The organism is Salinibacterium sp. NYA9b, from assembly GCF_976973725.1.
This window is the reverse complement of record NZ_OZ333476.1, coordinates 140,603-152,759: the sequence shown is the minus strand read 5'-3', so window position 1 is coordinate 152,759 and position 12,157 is coordinate 140,603. Positions and strand designations below refer to the sequence as shown.

Below are 12,157 nucleotides of genomic sequence, written 5' to 3'. Positions count from 1 at the left end.
ATGTCCCACGAAACTCCCATTCGCATTCTTGCGTCAACGTCAGCAACGAAGATCATCAAGAGCCAGTTGAACCGCCGCCGTTTCCTCGCGCTTTCTGGCGCGGCAGCGAGCGCTGCGGCACTCGCGGCCTGCAGCACCGATTCAGGGTCTAGCTCTTCGCCGCAGGCTACCGGTGGCGCACTCGAGGGTTCGCTCTCGGTCTACAGCTGGGGCGACTACGACGACCCCGACCTGGTCACCGAGTACACCGACGAGCTCGGCCCCACGGTCACGTTCGACGCCTTCAACTCGAATGAAGAGCTCATCTCCAAGCTTGTCGCTGCGCGAGGCACGAGTGGCTACGACATCGTCGTTCCCACCGGCCCGTTCATCCCGCAGATGATCGAGAACGGCTTGCTCAGCAAGCTCAACCTCGACCTCATCCCGAATATCGCCGACATGGATCCCGACTTCCTTGGTCGCGACTGGGACCCCAACAACGAGTACTCCATCTGCAAGGCCTGGGGCACGACTGGTTTCGTTTACGACAAGACCAAGATCACTCGCGAACTCACCAACTGGGCTGACTTCATCGACGCAGCCCAGAACGAGGCCAGTGGCAAGACCTCGGTGCTCGACGACCCCGCTCCCCTGCTCGGTATCTACTACTGGGCTAACGGAATCGACTGGAACACCACCGACGAGGCCGACCTTGCCGCTGCGGAAGAGTTCCTGACCACTCAGCTGGCCCCGCACATCTCCGCTTTCGACTCCTACCCCGGTGGAGCCGCTATTCCGCAGGCGCAGCACATGCTCATGCAGTCGTGGAACGGTGATGCTCGCATCGGCATCATGGAGAGCGACGACCCCGACCGCTGGCAGTGGGTTCTCGGTTCGCCTGACACGGAACTGTGGATGGATAACTGGGCTATCGCTGAGGGCGCACCCAACCCTGAAGCGGCTCACGCCTTCATTAACTACGTGCTCACACCAGAGGCATCGCTGCGCGAACTCGACTACATCGGCTACCACACCGGTGGAACGGGCATCGAGGACACAGCGCGTTCCGAGGGCCTCGAAATGCTCGACCTCGTGTTCTTCGATGAGGCCCAGATCAGCACCATGCACACTCAAGCCATCGGCGAGGCACAGCAGCGCATCGTTGAAATTTGGGACAAGACGAAGGCGTCGGCCGGCGCCTAACCCGCGACCATCCGGAATTTACTATGACCACTACCGTTGAAGGCCGAACGGCCCCACCGCGAAAGGCGCCCTCGAAGCGCCCTCGCTGGTTGAAGCTGCCCAGCTTTGCCCTCGCCATCCCGGCGTGGGCCTGGCTGTTCGCCTTCTTCGTTGCGCCCGTCGCGCTCGTGGTCTGGTTTAGTTTCGGATACAAACCGGGCATCTTCGGAACTCACGCCAACGACGTGCTGTCTTTTGACCGCTACGCCGAGGCGTTGTCTCCGACGTTCTTTACAACGTTCCAGAACACACTGTGGGTGGGGGTGGTCGGCACCCTGATATGCCTGGCCATCTCCATCCCGTTTGCGTATTGGCTCGCCTTTAAGGCTCCGGTCGCACGACGTGGCATCCTGCTTGCGATGGTCATGATTCCGTTCTGGACGAACTTCCTGGTTCGCACCATCGGATGGCAGATCATCCTGGCGCCGAGTGGAATCCTTTCGGACGCCCTTCAGTCGATCGGCATGCTGAACGAGCCCCTCGAAATTCTTTACACCCGCACCGCCGTGCTGATCGGTGTGGTCTACAACTACTTGCCGCTCATGATCCTGCCCATGTTTGTGGCATTCGACCGCGTATCGCTCCCGATGCGTGAAGCGAGCAAAGATCTTGGTGCTGGCCGCTGGTCGACCTTCATGAACGTGACCCTGCCGTTGGCCAAGCCGGGCATCATCGTCGGCATCCTGCTCGTGTACATCCCACTCATGGGTGACTACATCACGGCAACGGTGCTCGGTGGAGCAAAGGGAAACATGGCGGGCCAAATGGTCGCTAACCAGTTCCAGACCGCTCAGAACTGGGCGCTCGGATCAGCAATGGCTGTTGTGCTCGTGCTCACGATTCTCACCACGGTGGGCATCGCCGCGCTTGTCACGTGGCTTGCGGCATGGCCCCTGCGCGCCAATCAAAAACTCGTGTTGGGAGACAAGTCATGAAGCGACTCGCCCTGACAGATATTTCGCTCAAAGTATGGGCCGTGATCGTCTTCGCGTTCCTCTTTGCGCCCATCGCCGTCATCATCATCTACTCGTTCAACGAGGGCCGCCTTTTGGTCTCGTGGGATCAGTTCGGTTTCGGCTCGTTCGCGGCGATCGTCACAAAACCAGCGATCACGGATGCCGTGCTGGTGTCGATCCAGACCGGTTTCATTGCGGCGCTCATTGCGACCGCTCTCGGAACAATGGCGGGCGTTGCACTGGCTCGTCGGGCCGGCAAGTGGGCACCAGCGTTCCTGATTCTGCTCGTGCTTGTCACCGTCACCCCTGAAATCGTGGATGCCGTTTCACTCTTGCCGTGGATGGTCTTCCTCGGTCAAGATGTCGGCCTCAGCATCTTCGACAACGGAATCGTGCGACTCGTCGTTGGTCACTCCCTGTTCGCAACCGCTGTTGTTGCCTACATTGTGCGCTCGCGCCTCGTCGGAATCGACGAGAGCTTGGAGGAGGCCGCTGCCGACCTGTACGCTCCCCCCTTCAAGCGCTTCACGCAGATCACTCTCCCGCTCGTGATGCCGGCTGTACTCGCCGGTGGCCTTCTCTCGTTCACCCTCAGCCTCGACAACACGATCGTTTCGGCCTTCGTGCAGGTATCGGGTTCAACCCCGTGGCCCGTCTACGTGCTGAGCGCTGTGCGCACCGGGCTCCGCCCCGAGATCGCGGCCGTCTCCACGATCATGCTGCTGCTCACGCTTGCGGCACTCGGTCTCGTTGCCTACGTCTTGCGTCGCGCTGGCGACTCGGCCACCGACATCGCCAAGACTGTGGGTGGCGGCTAGGTCGCTCCCCCGCTCCTGACCGCAGCAGTTCGAACGAACCAGAAGGTGCACGACCATGACGTTTGCTGACCTCGTTTTTACCGGTGGCCCCGTCTTCACGGCTACCGGCGATGAACCGTGCCGCGGAAGCGTGGCCGTGCGCGACGGCCGCATCATCGCTGTCAGCAGCGTCGACGCCGACATCCAGCCCTTCATCGGTCCCGCTACCGAGGTTGTTGACCTTGACGGCAAACTGCTGATCCCCGGATTTCAGGATGCCCACGTGCACGCCGTGTGGGGCGGGCTCGACCTCATCCGCTGCGATCTCTCCGGGGACTCGACGCGCGATGAGTATGTAGCGCGGCTGAAGAACTATGCAGCGGCGAACCCTGAGCTCGAGTGGATTCTGGGCGGTGGCTGGAACATGTCGGCCTTCCCCGGGGGCACGCCAACGGCATCCGACCTTGATCTGGCTGTTGCCGACCGACCCGCGTTCATCCCGAACCGCGACGGCCACGGCGCCTGGGTGAACTCCCGCGCGCTGGAGCTTGCCGGAATCACCGCCGCGACGCCCGACCCCGCCGATGGCCGCATCGAGCGCGACGCCGCCGGCAATCCCACCGGCACGCTGCACGAGGGCGCGATGTCGCTCGTGAACGCGCTGCTGCCCGAAACGTCGCCCGAGGATTACAGTCGCGCGCTTCTGATCGGCCAAGAGTATTTGCACTCCCTAGGCATCACCGCGTGGCAAGACGCCATCTTGGGCGGCTATGGGGATGCCGGCGATGCCACTCCCGCCTACATGGCGGCGGCCGAATCGGGTGACCTGACCGCGCGCGTTGTCGGCGCTCTCTGGTGGGATCGCACGCGTGGGCCCGAACAGATTCCCGAGCTTGTGATGCGCCGGGACAAGAACGCCACCGGGCGCTTCGCTGCGACGAGTGTGAAGATCATGCAAGACGGTGTTGCCGAGAACTTCACCGCCGCGATGCTCGAGCCCTACCTCGATGGTTGCGGTCACCACACCGACAACTCGGGAATCTCCTTTGTGGATGCCGCCCAGCTCATCTCGAACGTCACTGAACTCGACGCTCTCGGTTTCCAAGTGCACTTCCACGCCATCGGCGACCGCGCCGTGCGCGAGTGCCTCGACGCGGTTGAGGCAGCGCGAGCGATCAACGGTCCCAACGACAACCGTCACCACATTGCGCACCTTCAGGTCGTGCATCCGGATGACATTCACCGCTTCGCTGAGATAGGCGTGACAGCCAACCTTCAGTCGTACTGGGCCGCACTCGAGCCGCAGATGGTCGACCTGACCCTGCCGTTCCTGGGCGACCCGCGCAGCTCGTGGCAGTACCCGTGGGCCGACCTGCACCGCGCCGGAACGCACTTGGCGTCCGGCAGCGACTGGTCGGTGTCGAGCCCTGACCCGATGGCGGCCATCCACGTTGCCGTCAACCGCAGGGCAGCTCCCGGCCACGAAGAGGGCGACTACGACGCGTTCTTGCCCGAGCAGAGCATTAATCTGCTCACCGCGATGACCTCCTACACCGCCGGTTCAGCGTTCACCAACCATCTCGATGCGACGGGCACGATCGCGGTCGGCAAGCTTGCCGACCTGGTCGTTCTCGATCGCAACCCCTTCGCGGGTGCCACGGCCGACATCGGCCGCACCCGCACCGAGCAGACGTTCGTCGAAGGCGAGCGCGTGTACCGCGCGCCCGCCCAACCATAAAGCTCGCCGCCAGGCGAGAGAGGAAAGTGCCCCATGGGCAAGATAGTGTTCGAAAGAAATGTGCCAGCGGCATCCGTGATCAGCCACTCCCTTGAGGGCTCGATGCACACGCCGTTCTGGATTGATGACGTGAAGGATGCCCGCACCTTCCCCGCGCTGGCTGGCGATGTAACCGCCGACCTCGCCATTGTGGGAGGAGGATATCTCGGCCTCTGGACCGCGGTGCTCGCGAAGCAACGCAACCCCGGTGCTCGCGTTGTGCTGCTCGAAGCCCGCGAACTCGGCTGGGCCGCCTCGGGCCGCAACGGTGGTTTCTGCGAAGCCAGCCTCACCCACGGCGAAGAGAATGGCAAAAGCCGCTGGCCGAAAGAGTACGACCAGCTTGACCGCCTCGGCCTGCAGAACCTTGACGAGATTGAGGCGACAGTTAAGTCACTGAAGCTCGACTGCGATTTCGAACGCACCGGTTCGCTCGACCTTGCTATTGAAGAGCACGAGATCGAGTGGCTGAAAGAAGCCGAGACCAACGACGACACTGTCTTCCTTGACGAGGCTGCTATTAGGGCCCAGGTCAACTCGCCCACCTACCTCGCCGGCGTCTGGAACAAGCGCATCAATGCGATCATCCACCCCGCCAAGCTCGTTCGTGAACTGGCGCGAGTCGCGAGCGAACTCGGCGTCGAAATCTTTGAGCACTCGCCGGTGCGCGAGGTCGAGACATCCGGTGGGCCAACGGATGCCGCAGTCGTGCACACCAAGAAGGGTCGCGTTCACGCGGCCAGGGTTGCGCTCGCGACGAACGCTTTTCCGTCGTTGCTGAAGCGTGCGCGCCTGCACACGGTTCCCGTCTATGACTATGTGCTCATGACGGAACCCTTGAGCCCTGAGCAACTCGCGTCGATCGGGTGGTCGAACCGTCAGGGTCTTGCGGACATGGCAAACCAGTTCCATTACTACCGTCTGAGCGCCGACAACCGCATTCTGTTCGGCGGCTATGACGCGGTTTACCATTACGGCCGCAAGGTTCGCGATGAGTACGAGAACCGTCCGGAGAGCTTCGAGCGCCTTGCGAGTCATTTCTTCACGACGTTCCCGCAGCTAGAGGGCCTCAAGTTCAGCCACCGCTGGGCGGGCGCGATTGACGCGTCAACTCAGTTCAGCGCGTTCTTCGGTCTGGCTCGCAACGGTCGCGTGGCATACTCGGCTGGCTTCACGGGGCTGGGTGTCGGAGCGACTCGCTTCGCCGCGCAGGTGATGCTCGACAAGCTCGACGGTCTCACGACCGAGCGCACCGAGTTGGAGATGGTGAAGAAGATGCCGCTCCCGTTCCCGCCCGAGCCAATCGCCTCCGTGGGCATTCAGGCCACGCGCTGGTCGCTCAATCGTGCCGACCACAACGAAGGTCGCCGCAACGTGATTCTGAAGACGCTGGATGCTCTGGGCCTCGGTTTCGACTCGTAGCAAGTCGTTCGCGCGGCCGGTGCTTTCGCGGCTTCGGTCGCGCAACAATCCGCGCCGCGCGACCGCACCTGTCAGTCACCTGTAATAACTTGCACAGCAATGTGCAAGTTATTACAGTGGCTGCATGACAACTTCCGCTCCCCGTCGCCCGCGACAGGACGCAGTCGATAACCGCGCCGGCATTCTCAGTGCCGCCACCGCCGCGATTGCCCACGACCCCCAGGCGTCGATCAACACGATCGCCCGCAGCGCCGGGCTCTCACGCCGCGCGCTCTACGGCCACTTCGCCGATCGCAACGCGCTTCTCACCGAGATCATCGAAGCAGGCGCCGAACGCTTCAACCGCATCGCCATTGACGTTACCGACGCCGACGCTCAAGTCGCGCTTGCCCGCCTCACCTCACTGCTGTGGCAACAGGCTGCCCACGTGCAGGTTGCCGCCTCCATCGCGCTCGATGACGCCCATCTCGAAGCCACCGGGAAGGCGCTCGCACCACTCCGTGCCGCTGTTGCCGCCATCCTGCAGCGCGGTCAGAATGACGGCACTCTCCGTACCGATGTGGATGTCACGACCCTCGCCCGACTCGTCGAAGAAGCAGCTCGCGCCGCCATCACTCGCGTCGATGCGTCTCTGCCCGAAGCCCGTTCCCTCGCGGTGCGCACCACGCTCAGCATGGCTGGGCTCTCGTGGCGCGAAACGGTAGCCCTGCTCGAGGCGCATCCCGATATTCTCGGTGCTCCGGCCGCTGACGGCGCTGCCCCTGCCGACGTCGCTCCGGCTGCTGGCGACGCTGCTCCCGCTGCCGGCGATACTCCCGCCGCTGGGGCCAAACGCTGATGCGCGTCGAGTTGAGCGGAGTGACGAAGGGTCACGACGCCGAAGATTTGCCCGCGACATCCACCACCTTTGACAGCGGCACAGTGACGCTGGCGGTTGCCGAAACTGAACAGCGCCCGACCGTGCTTGGGCTCATCGCCTCTGGTCGCATGCGGCCAGACTCGGGCACCGTCACGATCGATGGTCGAGCGGATGCCCGTGCGCTCCGCCGCGGCGTCGCTCTCGTTGACGCCCCCGGAGTTTCTGACCCGGATGCCGGAGTGCCGCTCGTCGGTGTCGTCGCCGAAGAGCTCATGTTCGCTGGCCGTCGCGCCGACCCCCTCTCGGCCCGGCGCTGGCTCGACGCGGCAGGCTTTCGTTCCCTCGCCTCGACTGCGATAGCCGACATTGAGCCGATCACGAGACTGCGGGTGCTGTGCGAGCTAGCCGTGCTGCGCCCCCACGTCGAAGCCCTCGTCGTGACCGCACCGGACCGCCATGGCGGCCAGCCCCTCGACTGGTGGACCCTCTTCGGCGAGTTTGCTGATCGTGGTCTCGCCGTTCTCGCGGTCGCCGGTCGCGCCTCCGAATGGGCCATTACCCACGCCGATGTGATCGAGCGTGCCGAATCTGCCGAAGCATCCCTGCGCAACAGCCTGGGCGCTTTCGACGAACGTAGCGCTGCCTGGGCCCAAAGTGGCGGCGGCGTAGGAGTAGACAACGTATGAAGGTTCCCGCAATGATCGCCGCTGAACTGCGGCGACTCACTTCGTCACGCATGGCGATGCTCGCTTTGCTCGCGCTCATGCTCGTGCCTGTGCTCTATGGCGGCGTGTACCTGTGGGCCAACCAAGACCCCTACGGCAGCTTTGCTGAAGTGCCGGTCGGGTTGGTCGTCAACGACGATGGTGTGCCCGCAGATGACGACGACGAGGCGGTGAACTACGGCCAGCAAGTCGCCGACGATCTGCTCGATGGCAATGACTTCGAATGGCACGTGCTTTCCGCCGCTGACGCCGAGACGGCGCTGGCCGACGGCGATGTCGACTTCACGGTGACCATCCCGCACGATTTCTCAGATGCCCTCACCTCCATCGCAGACACCGATCCCCATCAGGCCGAGATCGACCTCGAAACTAACGATGCCAACAACTACTTGGCGTCCACCATCGGCAAACAGGCCGTCGAACAGATCCGGCGGTCGGTAGCGCAACTCGTGGGAGAAGAAGCGGCCGGCACTCTGCTGACGGCGATCTCTGACATCCGCTCTGAGCTGTCGGATGCCGCCGATGGTGCCTCCCAACTTCTCGACGGTTCGCACGATGCCGTCTCCGGTGCAGGTGAACTGTCGGATGGCGCGAGCACTCTGACTTCGGGACTGACCGAGCTCAGCACCGCCACCGACACTCTCGCGAGCGGAGCCGACCAACTCTCCGCCGGAGCAGCGCAGGTCGCCGCCGGCAACACCGAGCTTGCGGGTTATGCCGATCGCGCGGGCACGGCCGCCCAAGACATCGCAGATGCCCTCCCCACCGCTCGCGCCGACCTCGTGACCGCGCTCACCGAGCAGGGGCTCGACGCGACCGAGATTGACGACGTGCTCTCGGCACTCGACCCGCTCAGTGATCGCATCGCGGCGGGCAACGGCACCGTGCAGTCCGCGGTGTCGCAGGTCGATGAACTTGCCGCCGGCGCGAACACGCTCGCGAGTAGTGCAGCTGAGCTCGCCTCGGGGGCGCAGCAGATCGCCACAGCGACCGGCTCCGCAACATCCGGAGCATCAACACTCAGTGATGGAGTGAGCACCCTCAGAGACGGCCTCGGCACTCTCGCCGACGGAACCGCCGAACTGCGCGATGGGCTCGCGAGCGGCGTCGAAGCTCTGCCCGATTCGAGCGAAGCGCTGCGTGCCCTTCAGGCCGAAACGATTGCTGACCCGGTCGCGGTCGAGACCAGCGCCGTGACGACCGCGGGCAACTATGGTGCTGGCCTTGCCCCGTTCTTCACGGCTCTGGCGGGCTGGATCGGCATCTACGCCCTCTTCCTCATCGTGAAGCCCGTCTCCAAGCGTGCCGTGACCGCCCTGCGATCACCGATTCGGGTGACTCTGGCCGGCTGGCTCACCCCCGCCGTGCTCGGCGCGCTGCAAATGGTGGCGCTGTTCGGCATTCTCGCCATCGCTCTCGGCTTCAACTTCACGCATCCCCTCGGCACCCTCGGCGTGATGATCGCGGCAAGCTTCACTTACGCGGCCATCATTCTGGCCCTCAACATTTGGTTCGGCTCCGTCGGCCAATTCTTGGGGCTCGTGCTCATGGTGCTGCAACTCGTCACCGCCGGCGGCACCTTCCCGTGGCAAACCCTGCCCGCACCGCTGGCCGCCCTGCACCACGTGCTGCCGATGGGCTACGTCGTGGATGCCATGCGCCAGTTCATGTACGGCGGCGACATCGCCCGAGTCGGCACCGACGCTCTCGTGCTCGGCGCCTGGCTCGGTGGCGCGCTCATCCTCTCTGCCATCGGAGTGACCCGCATGACCCACCGCCGCACCCTGCGCGATCTGCAGCCCAGTCTCATAGGCTGAGCCCATGACCGAACCCGCAGCACTCCTCAGCCCCGGCACGCCCCTTGCGGCGAGCGCCGTCCCCGTCGCCCACGAAGCCCTTGAGGCAGACGAAGTGGTTGAGGGCACTCCGACCGCGGGCTACGCCGTGCTCGACACCCTCGGCGACAGCGAGATCGGCATCTGGGAAATGACCGTGGGCACCGCAACAGACACCGAGGTCGATGAGGTCTTTGTGGTGATTAGCGGGCGCGCCAGCATCCACTTCGCTGCGGATGATCGCACCGTCGTTGTCGGCCCTGGCGATGTTGTGCGACTCACCGAGGGCATGCAGACCACCTGGATGATCACCGAAACGCTGCGCAAGATCTACATCAGCTAGCTCGCGTGCGCCGCCGAGCACGGCTGCGTCGCGTACCGTAGGAGCATGATCACACGCCGGGAAGTTGCACTCCGCCTCGACATTCCTTTGGAGATGGCGAGACGGCATGACCTCCCGAATCGGATGTCGGATGCCGAGTTCGAAGAGCTACAAGCCAACCCGCCAGCGTGGCTGGTTCAGTCGCTCGCCAACCGCACCGGCAAACGCCCCGTGTGGATGCAGCTGACCTGCACGGTCTGCGGCTTCACGGAGGCGGCCCGCCCCAAGAAATGGTGGCCAGCGTTCACGTACCTGACGTGCGATTGGCATGACGCAGATGAGCTTCCCGCTCCCGCTGACGGGGTGTTCCGCTCGGAGATCGACGGCATCGGCAGTCGCTTCGTGGGCATCGTCGACGAAGCCGTTAAGTCCTGAGATGACTCCCCGGCGGCGTTCGAGCGGGCGCTGAACTACTTCTTCGGCAGTGGTTTTGCTGCGACGGCAAGAACGAGTGCCACTACAATCGGCACTCCGATTGCGAGCAGAGCGCCCCTGATTCCGACGGCGTCGCCGAGGAACCCCAGCAGTGGCGGTCCGGCAAGGAATGCCACGTAGCCGATAGTGGCAACGACAGACACTCTGGCCGCAGCGTGCTTCGGGTCATCGGCCGCTGCCGACATCCCCATCGGGAAGGCGAGCGCGGCGCCAACTCCCCAGAGTGCAACACCGATCAGAGCGAGCCAGAGGGTGGGCGCGAATACGAAGATGGTGAGGCCAATGGCGGCAGCGGCCATGCTTCCCCGCAGCACGGCGACGCGACCGAAAGCATCGATCACCCTGCCGCCAAAGAAGCGCATGGCCGTCATCGCCAGCACGAAGGTCGCGAACATGAAGGCGCCGTTGGCTTCGGTTACCTCTAGGCCATCAACGGCCGCCTTGGCGATCCAATCGTTTCCGGCGCCCTCGGTGAGCGTCGCCCCGAGCACCACGACGCCGATGAGCAGGGTGCGGCGGTCGCTCCAGGCGCTGCGCACCTTGGGCGACGCAATATCGTCTGTGGGCTGAGTCGGCTCCGGGACACGCGGCACAAAGTAGCGCGGAAGCCATTGCGTCGCCACCGCGACCACGATGGCGATGACCAGGAGGTGACCCGGTAACCCGACACCGAGGTTGGCAAGGCCCGCACCAATAACCGCTCCGAGGAACGCTCCCCCGCTGAAAGCGGCGTGCAACTGCGGCATGATGGTGCGCCCCAGTCTGTGTTCAACGTCGGCACCCTCGATATTGATCGCGACATCCCAGAGCCCGATTCCGATCCCGAAGACGAAGAGCGACACAGCGGTGCCGGCAGTGGTCGCAGCGGAAAGCGAGAGCGCGATCCCTGCCGCGGCGAGAGCCGCGATCAGGCCGGCGACTCGTACTGTGTTGGCGGCGCCGATTCGCTGAGTGATGGAGCCCGCCGACGGGAGCGCGATAAGAGAACCCACAGCGAGGCACAACAGCAGACCACCCATCTGCCCCGGCGTGAGGCTCAGGGTTTCAGTCACGGCAGGAATGCGGGCCGCCCAGCTGGCGAACACCAGGCCATTGATTCCGAAGACGAGAAACGTCGCAATCGCAGCAGCGCGAAGGCGGGCCGGCGTGGCAGTGGCGGTCATGGGATCAATTCTCTCAGCAACCCTCCGCCGCGGATTACGGCAGCGGCATTGGCGAGATGTAGACGTCTACCGCGCCGAGGGTAAAAAGAGGAGCGTGCCCCCGCCGCTCCAGTCCGTGCTCGGGATCAGCGAGAACCAGGCATAACTGATGATCAGGGACGCGACCGCCAGAATGACGATGCCTGCGACGGCATGGTCGAGATAGCGAATCGTCTCCGCAACAGTGCCCGCCCGGCGCTGCACTGTACGGATCGCAAAAATCGTGGTGACAGCGATCGCGACGTAGACGAGGCCGCTGGGCGCCTGAGTCAAAGAGATGCACTGCGGCACACTGACCATGACATTGCGGTCCGCGTCGATAAAGCCGCCTCCGCTATTGAGCACGCCAGCACAAATTCCCTTGCCCGCCAAAAGAAACGCGCCGTAGCCGACCGTCGCAAGCGCCGCCGTGACAATCAGCCGTTGGGTGCCCGCCACGATCACCTTGACATGCGACAGGTCGGCCGACTCCACCACCTTGGTCATCGAGTCCTGTGACATGAGAAAATCCTCGCGATCGTTCGTAAGCCCCTTCCCCACCCTTAG

The 12,157-nt window shown here is 63.9% G+C and carries 12 protein-coding genes; 10 read left to right on the top strand and 2 right to left on the bottom strand.

The features are described 5' to 3' along the window. The 10 genes from ACWFSR_RS00710 to ACWFSR_RS00665 all read left to right on the top strand — a co-directional run bounded on the left by ACWFSR_RS00710 (position 1) and on the right by ACWFSR_RS00665 (position 10,349). Positions 1–1,182, top strand: coding sequence for a polyamine ABC transporter substrate-binding protein (locus tag ACWFSR_RS00710; protein ID WP_197106996.1), 1,182 nt, complete (start codon positions 1–3; stop codon positions 1,180–1,182). Positions 1,183–1,205: 23 nt separating this feature from the next. Then, the gene (locus tag ACWFSR_RS00705) at positions 1,206–2,156 is read left to right on the top strand and encodes an ABC transporter permease (protein WP_231599610.1); all 951 of its coding nucleotides are present in this window, start codon (positions 1,206–1,208) and stop codon (positions 2,154–2,156) included. Next, positions 2,153–2,995: an ABC transporter permease gene (locus ACWFSR_RS00700; RefSeq protein ID WP_197106995.1), complete on the top strand. Its 843-nt coding sequence runs from the start codon at positions 2,153–2,155 to the stop codon at positions 2,993–2,995. The genes ACWFSR_RS00705 and ACWFSR_RS00700 overlap by 4 nt, the downstream gene beginning before the upstream one ends. A gap of 55 nt (positions 2,996–3,050) precedes the next feature. Continuing rightward, entirely contained in the window at positions 3,051–4,712 is a 1,662-nt protein-coding gene (locus tag ACWFSR_RS00695) for an amidohydrolase (RefSeq protein ID WP_447522823.1), read from the top strand. Between the two features lie 33 nt (positions 4,713–4,745). Then, positions 4,746–6,173, top strand: a complete 1,428-nt coding sequence (locus ACWFSR_RS00690) for an NAD(P)/FAD-dependent oxidoreductase (protein ID WP_447522822.1) — start codon at positions 4,746–4,748, stop codon at positions 6,171–6,173. Positions 6,174–6,297: 124 nt separating this feature from the next. Then, the gene (locus tag ACWFSR_RS00685; RefSeq protein ID WP_447522821.1) at positions 6,298–7,011 is read left to right on the top strand and encodes a TetR/AcrR family transcriptional regulator; all 714 of its coding nucleotides are present in this window, start codon (positions 6,298–6,300) and stop codon (positions 7,009–7,011) included. Positions 7,012–7,031: 20 nt separating this feature from the next. Further along, positions 7,032–7,718, top strand: a complete 687-nt coding sequence (locus ACWFSR_RS00680; RefSeq protein WP_447522820.1) for a hypothetical protein — start codon at positions 7,032–7,034, stop codon at positions 7,716–7,718. After that, positions 7,715–9,574, top strand: coding sequence for a YhgE/Pip family protein (locus ACWFSR_RS00675; RefSeq protein WP_447522819.1), 1,860 nt, complete (start codon positions 7,715–7,717; stop codon positions 9,572–9,574). The genes ACWFSR_RS00680 and ACWFSR_RS00675 overlap by 4 nt, the downstream gene beginning before the upstream one ends. A gap of 4 nt (positions 9,575–9,578) precedes the next feature. Then, positions 9,579–9,935 carry a cupin domain-containing protein gene (locus tag ACWFSR_RS00670; protein WP_447522818.1) on the top strand — a complete coding sequence of 119 codons (357 nt, stop codon included), beginning with the start codon at positions 9,579–9,581 and terminating at the stop codon, positions 9,933–9,935. Positions 9,936–9,980: 45 nt separating this feature from the next. Further along, positions 9,981–10,349, top strand: coding sequence for a hypothetical protein (locus tag ACWFSR_RS00665; RefSeq protein ID WP_447522817.1), 369 nt, complete (start codon positions 9,981–9,983; stop codon positions 10,347–10,349). A 35-nt stretch (positions 10,350–10,384) separates the two neighbouring features. On the opposite strand, the gene ACWFSR_RS00660 is transcribed toward ACWFSR_RS00665, so the two are convergent. Beyond that, on the bottom strand, positions 10,385–11,572 hold the full coding sequence (locus ACWFSR_RS00660; protein WP_447522816.1) for an MFS transporter: 1,188 nt from the start codon (positions 11,570–11,572) through the stop codon (positions 10,385–10,387). A gap of 66 nt (positions 11,573–11,638) precedes the next feature. Further along, positions 11,639–12,112 carry a hypothetical protein gene (locus tag ACWFSR_RS00655; RefSeq protein WP_447522815.1) on the bottom strand — a complete coding sequence of 158 codons (474 nt, stop codon included), beginning with the start codon at positions 12,110–12,112 and terminating at the stop codon, positions 11,639–11,641. Positions 12,113–12,157: the final 45 nt, after the last annotated feature.